Genomic DNA, 23,183 nt, shown 5'->3' with positions numbered 1-23,183 from the left:
TATAATAAAGATTATACTCCATCTAAACTTAGCTTCACCTTATCCATTGTTACTACAAGTTCAAAACCTTGTCCTTCTTTAGTAAAATACTCTATATTACCTCCCCAAGTTGCAACTCTTTCTTTTATGCTTTGAAGCCCAATTCCTGGTATAACCTTAGAACATCCTACTCCATTATCTTTTAAATGGATTCTTAAATGAGTTTCTAAAAAATTTAAGAATATCTTTACCTCTGTTGACTTACCATGTCTCACAGCATTAGATAAAAATTCTTGAATTATTCTATATATAACCATGGTCTGATCTGAGTTTAATTTCCAAACACTATCTGACACTCTTAATTTTACTTCTACTCCTGTAAGCTTCTGAAAGTTTTTTATCATTTCTGATATAGCTATTACACCTTCATACTCCTCAAACTCTCTAGGCTTCATAGCCCTCACAGCGCCTCTAACTCTTTCCATACTTTCTTTTGTAAAATCACCTAAATTCTTAGCCATCATTGAAGCTGTTTCTCCATCACTTTTGCATATTTTTTCAATAGCTCCTAATTGTATTATTATTGTAGATAATGCATGTCCAACATTATCATGTATTTCCCTTGATATTCTATTTCTTTCTCTTAAAATAGTAATTTCTTCTATAGTATTAGCGTAAACTTCCAATTCTTTATTTACTCTTTTTAACTCTTCATCTTTCTCTCTTAATTTATCATATAAGTTTTGAGCCTCTAACTTTCTTCCTTCTTCGTCTTTTACTTTTGCTAATAATAAAAATATAGGTAAAGCTGCTATAAGCCAACTTATCAGCAGTTCTAAATTCTTTTGAGTAATTATCAATATTGTTATTCCTAATATATATATTAGTGTGCACACTTTTTTAAACATATAAATAATATCTATTAACGACAAAACAAATATTAATCCACCAAAGTTTCCAGCTAAAATATATAATTTATAACCTAACAATATTTCACCTACCAGTGACGGCACTATGTAAGTATTTTCCTTAGGCAGTATAAAATATCTTAATTGATTATTTATAATATAAGTTAGCAAAATTATAATTTCTAATGGACCTGTACTTTTATATTCTTTACCAAAAGATAGCATAAAAAGTAATATATATCCATACCTTAAAAATATCATATATTTTTGTTGTTGTACTTTTCTAAACATGTTTCCCCCTTAATAAATTTATTTAATGAAGTTTTAATTCTTCATAGTTTACTATATATAATACAAATCTATCCTCACTCATTATTTTACAATAATAATCTATTGCTGCAAAACAAAAAGAACCACTTTCTATAAGTAGTTCTATATTTTCTCCTTCTCCTTTAATAAGCAATATAATCACATTGTTATTTAAATTCACTTTCTTCTACTTCTCCATAAATAACAACTCTACCATTATCAGGACATTTCATTTCAAATTTTTTCTCTTTATAATTACCGTAGTCTAATGTAGCACCATTTAGAAGAGCGTATACGCTTGGGTATATACTATTCCAAAGTTCATGACAAATAGGTGGGCATATGTCTTCAACAATAAAACTATCACCATTTTTATAATATCCACATCTGCATTTACTTTCTTTTATAGTTAATTTCACTTTTGGCATAATTTTTTACTCCTTAAATCATCACAAATTACTACGGTTATTTATTAAATTATAGATTATCTATATAATAAATATATTTTAAAATCACTGATATAATAATATTATTATTTTAAAATTTTCTTTTAAAAAATTAATTTTACAATTATAACTCAATAAATAATAGCTTCTTTTTAACTATTGAATCCTTAAATCTAAAATAATTAGCCTATATCCTTTAAAAAGCATATTATTCGATTAATTTCCGTATATCCTATTTTTTTATGAAAATTGTAGCTCCCTACATTATGAAATTCAACATCAGATCCCATTTGTGTACATCCTCTTGATTTTGCCCATTCTTCGCCACTTCTGACTAACATTTTAGCAATACCTTTTCCTCTATGATTTTCTTTTACAAATATACCTTCTATAAATCCAACAGGACTAGAATTTGATCCCTCTACATAATCATGCCTTATAGCAACATGATTAAATCCAATAAGCTCATCTTCTAGTTTGTATAAAAGTATTCTTTCTTTTTCATTATTTAAAATTTCAGTTAGCTCTTCTCTTAGCCCATAATAAGTATTATCAGGCCATAATTGTAAAGCCATAAGTAGGATATCATCTATATTTTCTAAGCTTGCAAATACAACATTTTTATTCATAAATTCCCCTCACTTCATTAAATATTTAATTGAGTTAAACTATACTATTCAAATAATAATGTTCATATTTCATTACTTTTCTAATCATACTACTTTTCATTTGGCCAGAAATATCCAATTTCTTCTCTATCTAAATTATTTTTAAAATCTCTTTTTACTTCTAATAGGTACTCTAAATCATTTAGAAATTGAAATAGTATTGCTCTGCTCTCAAACTCTTCTCTAGTCTTTGGTAATTCTTGAATACGACAGGCTTCTAAGACTATTTTAAATTCTTCTAATAGCTCTTCTGCACTATTATATTCATGTAGCTCTAAGGCAATTTTTTCTGCAAAATTTGCCACAATCTCCGTTTGAGTTGGCGTCATTTCAAACTTAACAATATGTTTACGCATATGTTCTAATATTGTAAATTGAGTAGTTCTCATTTCCATATATTGCACATAGTATTTTACTTCATGCATAATGTAATTATCTAAATGCTGTCTTGCACGCTCATTTGCTTCTTCTAATCGTTTTTTTAAATCTTGAAAAACCTTCTCTTCATCTATATAAACAGAATGACTTCTTAGGGTATGCGCCATATTTAATAAAATCTTGCGTATACTCTCTTCAATATAACGCTGATCTTCTTTAATCTCACCTTCAATTTTAGGCATATAAGTATTTAATAAAATTCCAATTCCTGCACCCACTGCCATCAATAATATTTCATTTTTCATCCAGTAAAATGAAATAGATTCTTCAACTAACAAATGAGTTACTAAAACAGAACTAACTACTATACCATCTGTCAAATTGAACTTCACCGTAAATGGAATAAAAATAAGTAAAAATACTCCAAAGGATATAGCATTGTAACCAAATACAGTAAATAAGATAGCTGCTATTCCTAGTGCCATTACTGTAGATTCAAATCTTTGAAAAGCTAAAGTAATTGATTTTTTCTTTGTATTTTGAATACTTAAAATAGTAATGACCCCTGCTGATACAGCATATTGTAACCCTATTGCCTTAGCTAAAATAATGGCAAGCGTTGCTCCAATGGCAGTCTTTAATACTCTAAGTCCAATAAATCGTCCCATAAACTCCTCCTTTATCTATAAATACTATTACTTTCTTTAATTCATACACTATATATAGTATCGTAAAATTTCACCGTTTTATATATAATTTTATCAATCTCATAAAAAATAAAGTAAGTTATAATAAAATATATATTATAACTTCTTAGGTAGATTAAAACCCCAGCGAAATCTCTTTCCTCTGGGGTGTTTATAATAGTAATAAAAATTGATTTCAATTAAAACATTTTTTTAAAACTTTAATTTTGATAAAGCATCTGCTAGTGCGGAATTTATAGGTTCATTATTTTCTTTTTGTTGCTGTCTTAAATATTTATTTACTTCTTGTTTAGTAACTTTTTTGTTACTCTCTTGCTTTCTATTTTTAAACTCAGACATTTTTTCTCTATAATTACAGTTTGGACATACAAATATTTGCTTTTCTCCCTGTCCTCTTAACTCTAACTTTTTGTGACATTCTGGACATCTTGAATTAGTCACTCTCGCTATTCCTTTTCTATATCCACAGGCTCTATCTTGGCATACAAGCATCTTTCCTTTTTTGCCATTTACCTCTAGTAGATATTTACCACAATCAGGACATTTTTCTCTAGTCATGTTGTCATGAACATATTTTGTACTACTACCTGCTACTGTTTTAACAAGCTCTGCAGAATATCTTCTCATTTCATCTACAAAATCTTTAGGATTTGCACTTCCTTTGCTTATTGAATTTAAAGTTTGTTCCCATTTTGCTGTAAGCTTAGGAGATTTTAAATCTTCTGGTGCTAAGTCTATAAGCTGAATTCCTTTAGAAGTAGGATGTATTTCCTTTCCTTTTCTCTCTACATAAAATGTAGAAAATAATTTTTCAATTATATCTGCTCTTGTAGCTGGAGTTCCTAGTCCCCCTGCTTCGTTTATAGCTTCTTTTAAGGCCTTATTGTCTTCCATAAACTTTTGAGGATTTTCCATAGCTGAAAGTAATGTAGCTTCTGTGTATCTTGCTGGTGGTTTAGTTTGTAGAGTTCTTAAAGAAACTCCTTCCACTTTCAATTTATCTCCAACATTAATGCTTGGCAGATTTTGTTCTTTTTCATCCTCATCTTCTTTATCATTAACTACATTTCCACTGATTTCTTTCCATCCTAGAGATTTAACAATTTTTCCTTTAGCTCTTACAATATGGTTATTGCATTCTCCCTTAACTGTAATTTGTTCATATTCAAAAGCTGGAGATAAAACCTCTAAAAATCTTTTAACAACTAAATCATATATATTTCTCTCCTCAAAACTTAGTGAAGATAAATTAACATGTTGTTCAGTAGGAATAATAGCATGATGATCTGATACCTTAGAGTTATCAACTAACCTTTTAGTAGCATTAATTTTTCCTCTTAATATTTTTCTTACAGCTTCACTATAAGGACCTATATTCACTGCCTTAAGTCTATCACTTAAGGTAGATACCATATCGCTAGTTAAATATCTTGAATCTGTTCTCGGATAAGTTAATAACTTATGATTTTCATATAATCTTTGCATAAGCTGAAGAGTTTGCTTTGCAGAATAACCATATCTTCTATTAGCATCCCTTTGAAGTTCTGTTAAATCATAGGCTAATGGTGGAAGTTCCTTTTTATTCTCACTTTTAACCTCACTAATTGTTATAGTGCCATTTTTGAAATCACTTGCTACAATATCGGCCTTTTTCTTATCGAAAATTCTATTATTATTATTTTTATCCACATAACTTAAATTAAAACCTTTAGTTTTCACATCTATACTGTAATAATCCACAGGTTTAAATTTTTTAATTTCCTCTTCTCTTTTTACTATCATATAAAGGGTTGGTGTTTGCACACGTCCTGCTGATAATTGTGCATTAAACTTACTTGTCAGTGCTCTAGTTACATTTAAACCTACAAGCCAATCTGCCTCAGCTCTACATTGTGCTGCCTTATATAAATTATCGTAAGCCCTTCCATCTTTCAAATTGTTAAATCCATCTTTTATAGCTTTTTCCGTTTGAGAAGAGATCCAAAGTCTTTTAAAAGGCTTTCTAAAATTAGCTTTTTCCATAATCCATCTCGCTACAAGCTCCCCTTCTCTTCCAGCATCAGTAGCTATAATAAGACTTCCAACATCCTCTCGTTTCATAAGATTTTTAACAATACTAAACTGTTTTCCACCTTGTTTAATTACCACTAGTTCCATCTTTTTAGGAAGCATAGGTAAAGTTTCTAAACTCCAAACCTTATATTTATTATCGTAAGCTTCTGGGTCGGCTAGTGTAACTAAATGTCCAAGTGCCCAAGTAACTATGTATTTATTTCCTTCTAAATATCCATTATTAACTTTATTGCAACCTAAAACCTTCCCTAACTCCTTACCAACAGAAGGCTTTTCAGCTAAAACCAATATTTTTGACATCTCATATCTCCAATCTAAATTTATATAGTAATATTTATTATACCACTAAAAAGAAAAATCGTGATAAAATCACCATTCCTAATGAAAAATTTATATTCCACTTGTTATTTATGTCAATATATTTATTCAATTAATTCTTTATAAAAAATCTTGTTATTTATTTTTTTAATCATAATTTTTTTTTATTTGAATATACATATATTTGGAGAATAGAATGACATCATTTTTTTCTTTAGTATTCTAAACTAAGCATTTAATATATTAATTCTATAAAAGTCATCACGATATTATTAAATTTAAATTTTATATTATTATGGTAATTGTTTAACATTCTACATAAAATAATAAGATAATTCATTAATTTTACATAAATATAATTTTGTTCTATAATTTTCATAATTAAATTATATTTAATTAATTTTACATAAATATAACTTTATGCTATAATTTTCATGGTCAAATTATATTTATATAATTTTATTGGAGGGTTAAATTATGATGAGTAAAAAATTTAGATTAATTTGTGCTTCTTTAGCTGCTGTTTCTATTTTTACTTTTGTAGGCTGTTCATCAGATAGTAAAAAAGCTGATGAAAATACAAATAAACCTGCTGCAGAAGAAAAGAAAGATGAGAAAAAAGAAGAAAATAAAGAACTTAAGGTTGGAGATACTTTTGAGCAAGATGGCTTTAAAGTCACTGTAAATAAAGTTAGAGAAGTAAAGCCTACAAATGATTTACTTAAACCTGCTGAAGGAAATAAATGGGTTGCAGCAGACGTTACCATTGAAAACACAGGAAATGAAGATGCAACTATAAGTTCAGCATTAGGTTTTAAATTACTTGATAAAGACGGAAGAAGCTTTGATATGGCTATTGTAACTGATTTAAATGGTAGTTTAAATGGTTCACTTGCCGCTGGAAGAAAAATGACTGGCGAAACTGCATTCTCTGTTCCTGTTGATACTCAAGATGTAGAACTAGAAGTTAAACTTAAATTAACAGGAAAACCAAATTACGTAAAGGCAACTATTGAACAATAATAAAAATAAAATAAATAAGAGCTTCTTTATAAATATTTTTTAAGATATCTATAAAGAAGCTCTTATTTGCTTCAAAATTAATATTATAACAGACTATAATTTAAATTTAGTTAAATCTGATTGTAGCTCAAATGCCATGTTTGAAAGTTCTTCTGATGCATGTGAAACTTCTTGCATCAGAGCAGATTGTTCTTCACTTGATGCCGCTACATTTTGCGAATTTAAAGCGGTCTGCTTTGAAATTTGAGCATTTTCATCTATAGATTTAACCATTACTTTAGTACTTGATAAAACATTATTTATTACTTCTGAGACACTCTTCATATTATTAGAAGCATTTTCAATTTCACTTAATATATCTTTAAATGATTCTCCTGCATTCTCAACAAGAACCATTCCTTCATCTACAGCTTTATTTCCTTCATTCATTGAGGTTATAGTAAATGAAATTTCATTTTGAATTTCATTTATTATTGAAGAAATATTATTTGATGCATTAGCAGATTGCTCTGCTAATTTTCTTATTTCATCAGCAACAACTGCAAAACCTCTTCCCTGTTCTCCAGCTCGTGCAGCTTCTATGGCTGCATTTAATGCAAGTAGATTAGTTCTTGAAGATATATCTGTTATTAAGGATATTATTTCTCCTATTTTACTTGATTTTTCTCCTAAAGAATTTATCATTTTGGATGAAGTATATACTTTAGAATTTATCTCATTCATTTGATTTATTGTTCCTACTATGACATCATTTCCATCAAAAGCTTTATTATAAGCAGTAATTGAAGAGTTTGTGGCAGTATTTATATCACTTGCTATTTTATCTACACCTTTAAATACTTGCTCACTTTCCTCTGACACAATATCATATGATGAGGACTGTAAGTCACTACCGTTAGCTATTTCTTGTATAGAAACAGCTATTTGATCTGCTGCTTCTCTAGTTTGTCCTGCACTAGCAGTTAATTCTTCTGAAGTAGCAACTACTTGCTCTAATCCATCAGACACACTTTTTATTATATCCTTCAGATTATCATTCATTTTATTAAGATAAACTGCCATTTCTCCCAGCTCATCATTATTAGTAATTTCTATTCTATTTGTTAAATCTCCAGAAGATATAGCTTCTGCTAATTTATTAACCTTAGATATCCTATTTTTTATATTGTTAACTATGAGCATTATAATTAAAACTATAAGTAATATAGTTCCTGTCATAGTTATTAGCACTTTATATAATAAGCTTCTCAGTGGAGATAAAAGTTCTTTCTCTGGAATAGATAAAACTAATTTCCAATTTACATTTGGTACCTTTGAGAAAAATATGATATTTTTTCCATTAGAGTCAGTAAAAGAGTCTATGCCATTTTCATTTTCTAATATATTTTTACTTATAGAAGATAAACTTTCATTTGAATCGCTTGAAATATTGGCTTTCATTATTTTCTCTTCATCTATATCAGAAAGGTATGTTCCATCTTTATTTAATAAAAATGCTCTTCCACCTTCACCTACTTTTATGTTTTTTATCATTTCTTGTATATTGGATAAATTTATATCTGCTGTAGTAACACCTATACGGTTCTTTTTATCATCTAAGATAGGCACTGTTGTAGTTATCATAGTTGTATTTGTAACGTCATCTATATATGGTTCTGACCAACTTAAACCTTTATCTATATTTTCACCTAGCTTATACCAATGACTAGAAGTATAATCTGTCTTATTGTATTCATTTGTATAAGTTACTACGCCATCTTTTTTATAAGCATATGGACCAAAAAATTTTACATCATTTTTATATTTAAAAGGTTCATACCATATTCCAGCTCCGAAGGTTTGATCATTAGAATTTACATATGATTTCACTAAATTTTCATAGTTTTTTTCAGTTAAAGTATCTCTACTTGCTTCCACTGTTCTTGCTAAAGTAAATGGAATTTTTGAATGATTCTCTAAACTTTTAGATATATTTTCAATAACCGCATCAGTTTGATACTTCATTTTTTCATTAATTTCACTATCTATTGTTTTCTTTGCAGTAACGTAAGATAATGATGATAACATAAGCATTGATATTATAGTTACTGGTAATATCATAACTAACATTTTACTTTTTATGCTTTTAGATCTTAATTTTGCCATCTTATTCTCCTTCTAACTATAGTGATTTTTTTAAAAATTGTAATTTATTATGATAAATTTCATAAAATTATATAACTTATATTCGTTAAGAACCTAAGAAAACTTTAGACTTTTCACCTGTTAACTATTTATCAATAAAGATATCTTTCAGCGGCCAATTTTATTATAAAAATTTACGTCTTAGAAATAATAAGTTTTATCATCAAAATAAAGTTTTACTTATATAATAGCTTATTAAATATTAATCTAATTTTATTTTAAAATATAAAGAAAAACCTAAAAAAATCATGACAAAGTCATGATTTTTTTAATATTATCTAAACTAATATTTTTATTTAAAAGTCTAAACAGATTAAACAGATTGTAAGTTATCTAAGGCATTATTCTTCTGCCCTAATGCTATCCATTATGTTTATTTTACTCATCTTTCTTAAAGATATCATTGATGCTATAATTACTATTACTATGGAACCTATAAATGCCATTACTGTTGAACTCCAAGGTATATTCCATTCATAAGCTCTCAATTCACTCATTAATCTATAAAGAATATAGGACAATGGCATTCCCATCAATATTCCATAAAATGATGCAATAATAGCATAATATACACTTTCTAAAACTATCATCTTTTTAATTTGCTTTTCTGCCATACCTATAGATTTAAAAGTTGCCAATTCTCTTTTTCTAAGTAATAAATTTGTATTTATGGTATTTATTATATTTATAGAACTAATCAAGGTAACTACTGTTATAAATCCATAAATAAATACCATTATTTGTATCATCATACTTTTATCTCTCTTTGCTGCTTCCACATTATCAAGTATATACATATTATTTTCATTAGTAATACTTTCTAGCTTTTCTTTAATTACCTTATGATCGACATCCTTTCCAGTCCTTATATTTAATTTGTTAGATCTCAGTTCTCCAAATATATCTTTATATACTTTTTCTGTACTTATAAATCTTAAGCTACCCCATTCCCAGCTATTTTCAAATACAGCATCTTCTTCAAGAATTCCTAAGACTTTAACCTTAATCTTTCCTACATGGTTTAATAAATTTTCATCTGTATCTCCAGCAATTGATGAAGGTATAATTGATATTTCATCTCCAACTTTATAATTAGTAACATTAATATTAGCCCTTTTTTTATCTTTAGTTTTGATATGAGCATTTTGAATTATTATAACTCCATTTTCTTCATTTAATTTTTTCTCATTTATTTCTCCTGCTATAATATTTTTCTTGCTCTTTTCAAAAGATTTACTATTATAAGCATAAAATGGACTATAGGTAAAAGCATAATCTCCATCATCAAAATTATAAAAATTTGTTTCCGTTAAATCTTCATACTCTTTATTAAGCTTATCCTTTTCAATAGCTATAGCTGGGGACTCCCGTATTTCTTTATACACTAAATCTATTCCCTGTACTTTCTCTATATCCTCACAAAATTTTGATATAGTGCTTTCTTCTACTTCACCACTGCTTAGCATAACTCTATATTCAGGTTCCGTCGCCATTGCAACTTTTTCTACTTTTTTTATATCATAAGCAAAGGAGTTAAATACAATAAACAATACAATACTTATAACCATTGAAAAAATAGTTATTCTAAACCTTGTTTTATTTCTTCTTAAATTTTTATAAGCAACTTGTCCTTCTATACCAAAAATCTTTCCTGCTATAATTCCACTTTTAGCCTTTTTAAGATCTTCCTTCTTTACAGTTCCACTATTTTTAATAGCTTCTAGTGGAGATACTTTGGCTGCTAATTTTGCTGGTCCTTTTGATGATATATATATAGTTATAAGACCTAAAACTGCACTTCCTAATAATATTATTGGATTTATAGTTATTTCAAAGCCTTCAAACATAGAGAAAGCAAGTGAACCTAATATCATAATTACAATTTTTAAAGCCACTAATCCTAAAACTAATCCAATTGGAATTGATATAATTGCTAAAATCATAGCTTCTTTCATTACAATTCTCTTTATTTGATTTTTAGATGCTCCTACAGAACGCAATATTCCAAATTGAGATACTCTTTCCATAACAGACATATGAAAAGAATTATAAATAACTGAAATAGTTGCTACAATAACTAAAATTATAAAAAATACTGCAATCAAACCTACTATTCTATTTTCACTATCATCTAAACTCTTTAGCATAACTCTTAAAAGCTCTTCATTATACCAAATACTGTCTTCATCTAAATTTAGTTCCTCTACAATTTGTTTACCTATAACTTCAGCTTGTTTTTTTAAATTTATATTGGCATAAATATTATACTTTTCATTTTTATTTAAAGAACTATCTTCCGATAAATAACTTATTCCATTTCCCTGTATCGATTCCTTTATTAATCCACATATGATATATTCCTTAGAGTTCTTCTCTTTAAACTTTATATCTTCATAATTGATTTCTTTACCATTGCCTTCATCTTCTGGGTATATTATCTCCCCTAATTTTAAAGTTATCTTATCTCCAACTTTAGCATTTAGCACTTCCATAGCCCAAGGTTCAAGAATAATTTCATCTTCCTTTTGCGGAAGGCGTCCTTCACTTAATTTAATATTTTTTAATTCAAACATTTCTTTATTGTAAGACTCTAAATAAAGTTCTACATTTCTACCGGTTTTTTTACGTTTACCAATGATGCTTGCCCCATCATATCTAGTTATTCCCGTTTTCTTTATATCCTTATGAGCTTTAAAATAGGGTATATGCCCGCCATTTACACTATTGAAAAGTATATGGAAATCTCCTGAATACCCCTTTACTTGCCTTATTCTATTGTCCTGAAAACTTTTAAACATTGTGGCAATAGAAGTTATAAGTGCTACTGAAAGTACTATCCCTATTATAGTCAGAATAGTCCTCTTTTTTTGTACCTTTAAATATCTTCCTGTAATTTCACTGTAGCTTTTCATCTTCTTATCACCTCATCACTTACCACCTTACCATCCTCTAAAGTAATAACTCTATCTGCTTGAGAGGCAATGTTTACGTCATGAGTAATCATTATAAGTGTTTGATTATATTTTTTAACTGAAAGTTTTAATAGTTCTAATATTTCTTTTGAATTTTTAGAGTCCAAATTTCCTGTTGGCTCATCCGCTAATATTATAGACGGTTTATAGGCTAAAGCTCTTCCTATAGAAACTCTTTGTTGTTGTCCTCCTGAAAGCTCAGAGGGAAGATGATGTAGTCTATCTTTTATACCTAAAATATTAATTAGATCCTCAAGATAATTTTTATCTTCTTTTTTATAATCTAAAAGAAGAGGAAGCTTTATATTTTCTTCTGCAGTAAGTACAGGTATTAAGTTATAAAACTGAAATATAAATCCTACTTTCCTTCTTCTAAATACCGCAAGCTGATTTTCATTTAAATTATATACATCTACATTATCTACAATGACATTTCCTGAAGTAGGTCTATCTACCCCTCCTAACAAATGTAATAATGTACTTTTCCCTGAACCACTTGCCCCTACTATTGCAACAAACTCACCTTGATTTATAGAAAGATTAATATCCTTTAATGCTTCAACTTTAATTTCTCCTTCACCATAACTTTTACAAAGAGAAACGGTTTTTAATATCTCCATAGTGTTTCCTCCTAGTTTCTTAATTTATATCTTAAGTATACTTTCCTATTCTTACTCTATAGTGAATTTTATTCTTACAAAATAGAAAGATTGTAAGGCATTTGAAATCTTCTATAAGATTAACATTGTATTTTATACTATACTTTTCAAAAATGTTATAACGAACTCCGTTCCTTCTCCTTCTATACTTTTCACTGAAATACTACCACCATTACTTTCAATTATGGATTTAGATAGTGTGAGACCTATTCCTATACTAATAGGCTTTACTTCATGCTTTCCTTTATAAAATCTTTCAAAAATATGTGGTAATTCTTCTTTTTTTATTCCATTACCATTATCTTTAATAATAATACTTACAAGCAGTGGAGATTCTTTTATTTCTATAGATATAGTCCCATATTCTTCTGTATGTTCAATAGCATTTTTTATTATATTTCCTATGGCTTCAGTCATCCAATCACTATCATGATTTAAATAAACGTCTCTTTTTTCTTCTATAATGACATTTTGTTTTTTAGCCTTAGCTTTTTCTTTTAATGGAGAAAATGCTTTATTTATAGTTATAATTAAAGGTTGATTTCTCATTTTATAATTAATAGCTCCAGCTTCTACTCTAGCTATCTTTAACAAATTAATTATAAGCCATTCCATACGAGTAAGTTGTTCGCTAGTTTTATTAAGAAATTTCACCTTTGTTTCTTCATCCATATCATCTTTACTAGTCATTAGCTCATTGAGCATGATTATAGATGATAGCGGAGTTTTTAGTTGATGAGAAATATCTGAAATAATGTTTTTTAAAAACTCTTTCTCATTCTTTAATTTTTCCATGTTTTCAATTAATCTATTTACTAGTAAGTTTAATTGATTATATAAAATGGAAAACTCTCCCTCTTCTCCTCCTTCAAGGGTCATATCATATTCCCCTTCTAAAACTCTTTCAACACTATTAGATACGATATTTATTTTAGATAGAATTTTTTTATAATCTAACAAGATTATAAAAAAGATTATAATAAAAAATATAATATTAATAGTTAAAATGTTAAATAACAAGTTCTTTGAAGATTCTCTAATCAAAGGAATATCTGCTGGTTTTAATGTTTCATTATAACCGTATTTCTCTAAAGTAGCTAATCCACTCTTAATTTGATCTTCTGATATTCCTTTAGTAAAATATCCTACTATATTTTTTTCTAATTCAGGATTTTCTTCTAATACTATGCCTAATACTGCTGCATTTTGTCTTATGACTTTTTTATTTATATTATTTATACCTATATTCATAGTTATCAACGTAAATATTAAAAATACAAAACAAAGTATCACAATTTTAATAGTGATACTTTTAATTTCTGGATTTCTATATAATTTTTCCATAGCTATTCCCTCGTTTCCTTATTCCATTTATATCCTACTGCTCTCATTGTAATTATGTATTCTGGCTTTGCTGGGTCATCTTCAATCTTTTCTCTAAGTCTCCTTACATATACAGAAAGAGTATTATCATCAACAAATTCTCCACCTACATCCCATATTTTTTCTAGTATTTGGCTTCTGCTAAGTACTACTTTAGGGTTTTGTATTAAGGAAATAAGTAATTTATATTCTAATGATGTCAATATAATTTCTACATCATTTTTCATAACTCTATTGCTTAAAAGTTCAATAGTAATATCGCCTGAATATAATTTATTACTTCTATAACCTGAATTCTTTTCATATCTTCTTAAAACTGCTTTAATTCTTGAAATTAGCTCACCAATTCTAACAGGTTTAGAAATATAGTCATCCCCACCCATATCTAGCCCCATAACTACATTGGCTTCCTCATCAGAGGCAGTTAAAAAAATTATAGGAGTATTGCTTTTTTTTCTTAATTCTCTACAAAGTTCATAGCCACTTCCATCTGGTAACATTAAGTCTAGTAATACTAAATCTATATTATAATTTTCTATACTTTCTCTTGCTTCTTTTAAAGTTGATGCAACTGTAACATCAAAACCTTCATTTTTTAAAGTATATTCCATTCCCATAGCCAATGTAGCATCATCTTCAACTAATAAAATTTTAACCATATTTCCTCCTTTTTATCGATGTTTTAATACTTAAATTCTATTATACAAATAATTTTTTATATATTAAATCCCTCATTTTTTACCTATTGAATAATATTTATAATATACTTATTATAAAGTTGCAATAAATAAAAGAAAATAACTATTCAAAGTTACAATTATACTTTCTATAATATAAAAGAATATGTTCCAATAGTCGTTAGATTATCTTTAATTTCTTAAAACTTATATTCCTCAAAACATATAAGTATACTTACTAGTTCTTTTTTAATGTAACTAAATATATTATAACATTATTATCCCATCGTCCTTTTTAGTTCAGCTCCTAGCATTAATTTTTCTAAAGCCCTGATCACTTTTTTCAATCATGATTCTTTCTTTAGCATAGTATCTGAAAATCTAATATTTAGTTATTTGGGAATATGATTACTAAAATATTTATAAATCTATTATAAATATTTAATCTTACAGTTAAATGAATTTTAAACTTACAAAATAGTAAGAGATAAATAGAAGTAAGATTTTAATCTAAAAAAATACCCCTAGGATATTATATTATTTAGTTAATATCCTAGGGGTATTATATTATTTACTTAAGCTTATTCCTTTTGATATATACGCTATAAGTTTTTCAGTTAATTCATTCACATCATATTTGTCTTCATTGATTATATCATATATAGCTAGAGTACATAGTCCTCCAAAGAATGTGTATGTTAAAAACTCAGAATCATTTTTTTCTATTACTCCAGCTTCTATAGCTTTTTTAATGTGATTTGATAAATATTCTATGTGCTGTTTAATGGTATTTCTAAGATCTTTTTGTCTTTCCTCGTTTCCCCATAGTTCGCTTAGCGCAACTCTAAAAAAATCTTTATACTCATGTACTATTTCTAATTGTATTTTAATTAATGCTCTTATCTTGTCAATAGGTTCTTGTTCAAGAGATAATACGCTTGAGCTTTTTTCTTCCATATTTTTTATGCCTTCATCTATAACATATTTAAAAAGCTCTTCTTTACTTTTAAAATGATAATATAATGTTCCTTTGGCTACTCCTCCAACAATGGCTACGTCATCCATTGTGGCTCCATCATAACCTTTTGTCGAAAAAACCTTTATTGCAGAGTTTAAGATAGTTTCCCTTGTCTTACTCATATTCTCCTCCCAAAATCCCAATGGATAATTTAACATTAATTATACTACATAAGTACTAATCTATTAAAGCTTCTTCAATTCCATCTTTTACTTTTTCACTTAATTTATCTTTAAAGATTATTGTTAGCAGAACAAATCCAATTAAAAATCCTCCTAAGATAAGCGAATCTTTAATAACTATACTCATACTTGGTCCTGCTAATACTTCTCTTAATAAATCAACAGCATAAGTGAATGGTACAAATGGATGTATTATTGAAAATACTTTTGGTAAAGTTTCAACAGCAAATGTTCCTGAACAACTTACTAATTGCACAACTAAGGCTACTATACCTAAAAATTTTCCTATATCTCCAAATGTAAATATTAAGAATTGAAGTGCTGCCATAAATGTTAATGAAAGTAAGGCATTTAAAGAATAGTATAAGGCTATATTATCTGGTCTTATTCCTAGCACTAAAAGCATTGTACTAAGTATTACTGACTGTACTATACCTATTAAAGCATAGGACATAAATTTTCCTAAAACTATTGACACTTTACTAGTATCTTTTAAATCTTCATCTACTTTCTCTTTTACTAAGAAGAAACTAACTAACGCTCCTACCCATAATGATAATGGAATTAAATATGGTGCTAATCCTTCACCATAAGTTTCAACATTTCCTAAGAATGTTTTCTCTACCTTTGCTGGTTCTTCCATAAATTTTGAAAGTTCTTCACTATTATGAATTAAAACTTTATCAGACTCTTTTACACCATCTTCTAACTCAGTAGCTAGTTTTTTAGATCCATCTTTAATTTTTGTTGATCCATCATATAACTCAGATGTTCCCCCTGATAATTTATTTACACTTTCTAATGCTGAAGGAATCTTATCATGCATTGATTCAACACCTGTTCTTAATTTATTAGATCCTTCACTAAACATATCAAGTTTTTCTGACAAACTTGGTAATAGTGCTAAATATTCTTTACCTTGTGCTACTGCATGCTTTGCAGCTTGTATATTTCCTTGGTTCTTTTCAATATCTGATTTTATTTCATTAACTTGTGGTATTAAAGATTTTACAGCTGATAAATTACTCATATTTTCTGGTGATAACATTGGTGCTATAGCATTAAGTGAACCTTTAGCATTTACCAACGTATCATTTATTTTTTGTATATCTTGAGGATTGATATTCAATCCATTAATTGTCTTTGAAATTGACTCTAAATTACCTGCTTCATTATTAACAGTACTAGTTACCATAACAGAACCCATAAGTAATTTTCCTTGTTCTTCTGTTATAGCTCCATTTGCTTGAAGTGATCCTATCAGTTTTAGTAATCCATCTTTATTATTTGCTATTGCTGCTGTTTGATTTAATATTCCTGAAGATTGTATTTGATTTAACTTTTCTCCTACTGAAGAAAGAGTTTGCATAGCATTAGCAACTTCTGAACTGTTAGTTATAGCTAAAATCTTATCAATTTTATTATTTAATTCATTAACTTCACTTTGCAATTCTTCTGGGTTACTTAACATTTTTTGAATCATTGGATTCGATAATGTAGCATTTATTTTTTCCATATCGATTTGTGCTAAGCCATTTTCAAGTTGATAAGCATCATTTATTAATTTATCTAAACTTGCTTTATCTATTGAATCTAAATTTTCATTTAACATATGTTCTACATTTTTAAATTTCTTGTTTAGCATATCGATGTTGTCATCTATAAGAACTACACCATTATATAAATTTTCTACGCCTTCTTTTACTTCAGGAGCTTTTCCTGTTAAAAGATCTGTACCATCTTTTATCTTCTTAACTCCTTCATTAAGCCCTTCCATTCCCTTATTTAATTCTTTGCTACCGTCAACTGCTTTTACCAATTTGTCTTTAGTGTCATATACTTTATCCACAACTCTAGCAGTAGCCTTAAGGGATACGGATTGATTTAAATTCTTTTGTACTGTGTCCATTGCCACATCTACTGTTTTATTTGAAACATATCCTTTTTTCTTATTAGAAGTAAAATATACTACTGGTTCTTTCACTTCTTTGCTGTCAATGGGAGTAAACATGTCTTTTGAGAAGTTTTCAGGTATTTGAATCATAGCATAATATTTTTTATCTTCCATACCTTTATTTGCTTCTTCTAAAGATACAAACTGCCAATCTAAATTTTTATCTTCATTTAGCTTGTCAACTAAATCTTGCCCAAAATTATATCTTTTGTCTTCTCTCATATAACCATTGTCTTCATTTACTACAGCAACCTTCATTTTATCTAAATTATTATATGGATCCCATGATCCAGCTAAATAAGTAAATCCATAAATAACAGGAATAATACAAATTCCTAAGGCTACTAAAACCTTAAAGACATTCTTTTTTATTTTGTTAAGATCTCTTTTAGTTACCTCTGTAACTTTCATGCAATCACCTCTCCGTAGTTTATTGTACTGACTAGTCAGTATTGTTTTATGATACACTCATAGTTTTTAAAAATCAACCTTTTTTGACAAAAAACACGTCGAATTTATAACTTTTTTAGAGAAAAGTTCATGTAATTGTATACAAACAAAAAATAAAAATCATATTATATACATATATGTAACTAATAGTAATTAATGTAAAAATGTAAAATCTCATAAATTATTCTAATAAACAAAAAAGAATCTAATAGTAATTTTTATATTTACCATTAAACTCCATAGATTTTTAATTTTATATAAATTATTTTCAAAAATAGCTAGTCAATATACTAATATGTTCTAGAGCTTTAAAAATATTTTTTTGCTAACTATAATAATTTTAAAATTTTTAATATTTAATTCATATTTAGGCATCTGAAAGAAAATAATAAATCAAAGATGTTAGTATATTTTATATCAGACAAGTCGTCAGAACCTGCCCATAGTGGTGCTATGGAGGGTTCTGACAACGCAGTATGATGGAAAATAGGCTAACATACTGGTCTATTATTTTTTGAAGATACCTTATTCTATTAACTTATGATACTCTTTTAATATAACCTAAAACCCTTTTAGCCTTAATACATAAAAAGTGATAGATTTTAATTAAAATCTATCACTATTTTCATGCTCTTTAACTATAATTATTTGCTTTTAATTCTATCCATTAATATAGATTTTTCCTTTAGAAGAATATTAAACTGTTGTTCTAGTTCTAAATATTTTTCATCTTTATTTGCAATCATACTTAACTTTCCTAACACTTCAGCGATTTTATTTTCAATTACCATAAGCTTTGATTTTAATTCATCATTAGTTAAACTATTATTACTTTCCCTTAAATTTATATCTTTAATATTTTTCTCATATCTTTTAATCATTTTATTTTCTATTACTATCATCTTACTACAAACTCTTTCCATCATATATCTATCATGAGAAACAATTATTACTGTACCTTCATAATTTATCAATGCTTCTTCTAATTGTTCTCTACTTGGTAAATCAATATGATTTTCTGGTTCATCTAAAATAATTAATGGATAATTTTTCAATATGAATCCCGCTAGTTTTACTTTCATTTTTTCTCCAAAGCTTAAATATTTTATTTTTGTATCTAAAATTCTATTGCTTAAACCCATATTAAATAACATAGTTCTTATCTTCCCCATATCTTCTCTAGGAAATTCGCCTATTAGATTTAATGGAGTAATTTCACTATCTAAATCTACTACATTTTGACTTAAATATGCAATTTCAAGTGAATCACTAACCCACATTTCTCCATTATTTAGTTTTTCTTCACCAATTATTATTTTTATAAGAGTACTTTTACCAGTACCATTTTCACCAAAAATCCCTATCTTTTCTCCTCTATTAATATAAAAGCTAGAATTATTAAATAATACATTTTTCTCAAAAGCCTTGCTTACATTTTTAAATTCTAGAAGTCTCTTTCCTCCTTTTGCATTAGAGTTAAATTCAAAATATATCTTTTTATCTTCTTTAGGTTTTTCCACACCGTCTATTTTTAATTTTTCTAATTTTTTAATTTTAGATTTAACTTGCACATCTTTCTTTTTAGCTTTAACTCTAAAATACTCTTTTCCTCCCATCTTATTTCCCGTTGCAAGTGCTTTTTTTCTAGATTCTCTATGAGCCTTTTCTGACCAATTCTTTAAATTGCCAATATCTTCCTGAATCTTTTCTCTATAACTTTGTTCTTCCTTATACTGATTAAGCTGCGCTTTAAATCTACGTTCTTTTTCTTCCTTGTAGAAACTGTAGTTACCTTCAAAAATTATAGATTTTCCATCTTCTATTTCTAGAATTTCATCCACAGCTTTATCTAAAAAATATCTATCATGAGATATGATAATTACTGACCCATTAAATTTTCCAAGTTCACTTAAAAGCCAATTAACTCCTTTAAAATCCATATTATTTGTAGGCTCATCTAAAATTAAAAGCTGTGGCTTAAAATTCCAAATATTAGCTAGAGATACTTTAGTTCTCTCTCCTCCACTTAAATTGTCAAGCCTAACATTATCCCAAGTATAAAATTTTTCAAGTCCCAATTCACTAGTAAATTTAAGCATATTATAATTTAAAGTTATATCTTTATCTTTTTTACTATTTGCCTTACATAATATATTAAGTTCATAAGAACCATTCTGCCTAAGATAAGCTGCCTTAATTTCTGGTTGGTGAAAAAGTATCTTTCCTTCGTCTTTTTCTGATAATCCAAAAATAATATCAACTAAAGTGCTCTTCCCTGCACCGTTTCTTCCTACAATCCCTAATATTTTATTTTTCTTTATATCTAAACTAATGTCCTTTAATACTTCTACATTATCAAAATCTTTTTTTATATTTTTAAAAGATAACAACATAAATATTCCTCCTCAAAGCTACACATCTTTATAAGATGCTTTATCTTTGGCTATTAAGAACATCTTGTTTTTAATTCTAAATCTATAATTAATTCATACTAATAATAAACTTTTATTAAGTTGATTATTAATAAAAATCTTTCTTATTCAAATATAAATATATTTTTTCTTCATTTAGAAATAAAAAAAGTCATAAATAAACCTACGTCTACTTATGACTTATTATGCTTTAATAAATCTTAAATTTAGAGCATAATATTCTTAAAATCATTATAAACCTCTGTTCTTAACAACCTAATCTAAAAGAATACATAATAAATAAACCTCTATATTAAGGCACATAAAAAAGATGCCTAAGGTAATTTTATAAATTATTCCTTTAGAAAATATTAAATTTGGCTAGTTAAAAACAGAAATTCTCATTTTACATATTACCTCCGAAATTTCATAAATATTTACACTATTATTATATCATTAATTTGGTCATCTTCAAGAAATAATATACCAGTATGTTAGCCAATTTTCCATCATACTTCGCTGTCATGTTCTGAACATAGCCCAACTGTAAGTAGAATATAAAATATACTAACATCTTTGCTTTACTATTTTCTTTCAGATGCCTTATTTAACACTAAAGATTTTTCTTTTCAAAATCTAGAAGCCACTGTTTCCTCCAAAGTTCTCCACCATATCCAACTAAATTACCGTTACTTCCAATTATTCTATGGCATGGAACAATTATACTATGAGGATTTTTATTATTTGCTCCTCCTACAGCTCTTACTGCCTTAGGGTTATCTATTTTTTCTGCTATATCTTTATAGGAAGCAGTAGTTCCATAACTAACAGTAGTTAAAGCATTCCATACTTTTTTTTGAAACTCTGTGCCATTAGCTATTAGTTTTAATTTAAAGTCTTTTCTTTTCCCACTAAAATATTCATCTAATTGAGTTAAACATTCTATCATTGCTTCTGGTAAGTTTTCATCATCTTCTCTACTTTCATCTAAAAAGTTTATATATACTATACCTTCCCCATTTCCTTGAACTGATATAACTCCTATAGGAGATTGATAATACGCCGTATATAAAATTTCCATTTTCTCCTCCGTTAATTTATAATTATAACTACTAGTGTTTTCTTTTTTCATTATAAAACTTTTTACTTGCCTTAATTATATTTTTCTTGTAATTTAATGCTTCAGATCTTTTTACCTTTCTTTCCATAAACTCAGCTTCTCTTTTTAATTTTAAATAACTATTAAATCTCTCAATAGTTAAGATTCCGTCCTCTAAAGCTCTTCTAATCTGGCATCCTGGTTCAGTATCATGATTACAGTCTGAAAATTTACACCTTGCTGCTAACTCCTCTATATCACTAAAGCTAGTACTAACCCCTTGAGAAGAATCATAAATTTGAAGCTCTCTCATTCCAGGAGTATCTATTACTACTCCCCCATTAGGAATCAATATCAATTCTCTATGAGTTGTAGTATGTCTTCCTTTGTCATCGCCTTCTCTAATATCACTAGTCTTTAGCTTTTCATCACCTAATAAGCTATTTATTAAAGTAGATTTCCCTACTCCTGAAGAACCTAAAAAAGCAACAGTTTTACCTTTTTCAACGTACTTTTTAACCTCTTCTATTCCTAAATTTAAAATAGAACTTATAACTATAACATCTGTTCCTAAAGCCACAGATGATACTTCTAAAAGCTTTTTCTCTACATTATCACATAAATCTGCTTTTGTAAGTATAACCACTACTCCGGCACCACTATCATAAGCTACAGAAATATATCTTTCTAACTTTCTTATATTAAAATCATTATTAAGTGACATACAAATAAACACATAATCTATATTTACTGCTACTATTTGCTCTTCTATTTTTCTATCTGGAGCCTTCCTTGAAAATTTACTTTTTCGGCTTAGTATATCATAAATAATGGCTTCTCCATTCTTATCAGTGTCTCTATCTAATACAACCCAATCTCCTACTGCTGGATAATCAGCCCTTCCATTAGAGTTATAAATTAATTTTCCTAAAACTTTAGCTATAACTGTACTTTCTTCCGTCATAATCTTATACAATCCCTTACTTTCAAAAGCAACTCTTCCTATATAAAAATCACTATATTTTTCTTCTACCTCTTTTAATAATTCTTCATCTAGTCCTAAGTCATATAATCTTTTATAATTCATTTATTTCCTCCCAAATTTTAACTTTGGGTATAAAAATACCCTGAAATAGTGTTATAAACTACTCCAGGGAACTATTCGAATTTATAATGTATAGCTAAATAAATATTGTATATATCATATAACAATATAAGAATATTAAAATTTTTTAAATCTCTCAGTAATTCAAACTTTTAATATGCTAAGAAACCATACATACCTTGGAGTAGTTTTTATTAAAATTTAACTTTGTAAATAAAATTCTCTTTTTCATAAAACACCACTCCTTTCAAAATATTCTGTATTTATTTTACCACAATAA

Annotated in this window: 17 protein-coding genes; 1 reads left to right on the top strand and 16 read right to left on the bottom strand. The window is 27.6% G+C overall.

Annotated features, from left to right (window positions below; all coding sequences use genetic code 11):
* Positions 1-11: 11 nt before the first annotated feature.
* The 6 genes from ACWPW7_RS06265 to ACWPW7_RS06240 form a co-directional block, all read right to left on the bottom strand.
* Positions 12-1,178 carry a sensor histidine kinase gene (locus ACWPW7_RS06265; RefSeq protein ID WP_454052808.1) on the bottom strand — a complete coding sequence of 389 codons (1,167 nt, stop codon included), beginning with the start codon at positions 1,176-1,178 and terminating at the stop codon, positions 12-14.
* Positions 1,179-1,200: 22 nt separating this feature from the next.
* Positions 1,201-1,350 (bottom strand): hypothetical protein, encoded by a 150-nt coding sequence (locus ACWPW7_RS06260; RefSeq protein WP_454052807.1) that lies wholly within the window; start codon positions 1,348-1,350, stop codon positions 1,201-1,203.
* A 13-nt stretch (positions 1,351-1,363) separates the two neighbouring features.
* A complete protein-coding gene (locus tag ACWPW7_RS06255) occupies positions 1,364-1,624 on the bottom strand; it encodes a TIGR04076 family protein (protein WP_454052806.1) in 261 nt (86 codons plus the stop codon).
* A gap of 200 nt (positions 1,625-1,824) precedes the next feature.
* Positions 1,825-2,271, bottom strand: coding sequence for an aminoglycoside 6'-N-acetyltransferase (gene aac(6'), locus ACWPW7_RS06250; protein WP_454052805.1), 447 nt, complete (start codon positions 2,269-2,271; stop codon positions 1,825-1,827).
* Between the two features lie 89 nt (positions 2,272-2,360).
* The gene (locus ACWPW7_RS06245) at positions 2,361-3,356 is read right to left on the bottom strand and encodes an aromatic acid exporter family protein (RefSeq protein WP_454052804.1); all 996 of its coding nucleotides are present in this window, start codon (positions 3,354-3,356) and stop codon (positions 2,361-2,363) included.
* Positions 3,357-3,587: 231 nt separating this feature from the next.
* On the bottom strand, positions 3,588-5,768 hold the full coding sequence (locus ACWPW7_RS06240; protein WP_454052803.1) for a DNA topoisomerase III: 2,181 nt from the start codon (positions 5,766-5,768) through the stop codon (positions 3,588-3,590).
* Between the two features lie 495 nt (positions 5,769-6,263).
* Between ACWPW7_RS06240 and ACWPW7_RS06235 the strand changes: the two genes are divergently transcribed.
* Positions 6,264-6,809, top strand: coding sequence for a DUF4352 domain-containing protein (locus ACWPW7_RS06235; RefSeq protein ID WP_454052802.1), 546 nt, complete (start codon positions 6,264-6,266; stop codon positions 6,807-6,809).
* A 93-nt stretch (positions 6,810-6,902) separates the two neighbouring features.
* Here the strand turns inward: ACWPW7_RS06235 and ACWPW7_RS06230 are convergent, their stop codons facing one another.
* The 10 genes from ACWPW7_RS06230 to rsgA form a co-directional block, all read right to left on the bottom strand.
* Positions 6,903-8,954: a methyl-accepting chemotaxis protein gene (locus tag ACWPW7_RS06230; RefSeq protein WP_454052801.1), complete on the bottom strand. Its 2,052-nt coding sequence runs from the start codon at positions 8,952-8,954 to the stop codon at positions 6,903-6,905.
* Between the two features lie 380 nt (positions 8,955-9,334).
* Entirely contained in the window at positions 9,335-11,905 is a 2,571-nt protein-coding gene (locus ACWPW7_RS06225) for an FtsX-like permease family protein (protein WP_454052800.1), read from the bottom strand.
* Positions 11,902-12,585, bottom strand: coding sequence for an ABC transporter ATP-binding protein (locus tag ACWPW7_RS06220; protein ID WP_454052799.1), 684 nt, complete (start codon positions 12,583-12,585; stop codon positions 11,902-11,904). Before ACWPW7_RS06220 ends, ACWPW7_RS06225 begins: the two co-directional genes overlap by 4 nt.
* Positions 12,586-12,717: 132 nt before the next feature.
* The gene (locus tag ACWPW7_RS06215; RefSeq protein WP_454052798.1) at positions 12,718-13,968 is read right to left on the bottom strand and encodes a sensor histidine kinase; all 1,251 of its coding nucleotides are present in this window, start codon (positions 13,966-13,968) and stop codon (positions 12,718-12,720) included.
* A 2-nt stretch (positions 13,969-13,970) separates the two neighbouring features.
* Positions 13,971-14,666 (bottom strand): response regulator transcription factor, encoded by a 696-nt coding sequence (locus ACWPW7_RS06210; RefSeq protein ID WP_454052797.1) that lies wholly within the window; start codon positions 14,664-14,666, stop codon positions 13,971-13,973.
* Between the two features lie 585 nt (positions 14,667-15,251).
* A complete protein-coding gene (locus ACWPW7_RS06205; RefSeq protein ID WP_454052796.1) occupies positions 15,252-15,824 on the bottom strand; it encodes a TetR/AcrR family transcriptional regulator in 573 nt (190 codons plus the stop codon).
* A gap of 55 nt (positions 15,825-15,879) precedes the next feature.
* Positions 15,880-18,249, bottom strand: coding sequence for a YhgE/Pip domain-containing protein (locus tag ACWPW7_RS06200; RefSeq protein ID WP_454052795.1), 2,370 nt, complete (start codon positions 18,247-18,249; stop codon positions 15,880-15,882).
* A gap of 683 nt (positions 18,250-18,932) precedes the next feature.
* The gene (gene abc-f / locus ACWPW7_RS06195) at positions 18,933-20,681 is read right to left on the bottom strand and encodes a ribosomal protection-like ABC-F family protein (RefSeq protein WP_454052794.1); all 1,749 of its coding nucleotides are present in this window, start codon (positions 20,679-20,681) and stop codon (positions 18,933-18,935) included.
* Between the two features lie 631 nt (positions 20,682-21,312).
* The gene (locus ACWPW7_RS06190) at positions 21,313-21,780 is read right to left on the bottom strand and encodes a methylated-DNA--[protein]-cysteine S-methyltransferase (protein WP_454052793.1); all 468 of its coding nucleotides are present in this window, start codon (positions 21,778-21,780) and stop codon (positions 21,313-21,315) included.
* Positions 21,781-21,811: 31 nt separating this feature from the next.
* Positions 21,812-22,885: a ribosome small subunit-dependent GTPase A gene (gene rsgA, locus ACWPW7_RS06185; protein ID WP_454052792.1), complete on the bottom strand. Its 1,074-nt coding sequence runs from the start codon at positions 22,883-22,885 to the stop codon at positions 21,812-21,814.
* Positions 22,886-23,183 lie beyond the last annotated feature (298 nt).

The sequence above is a fragment of the Clostridium sp. Marseille-Q7071 genome (assembly GCF_965112025.1).
Note: the sequence above shows the minus strand (reverse complement) of the source record. Positions and strands in the feature narration are given on the sequence as shown.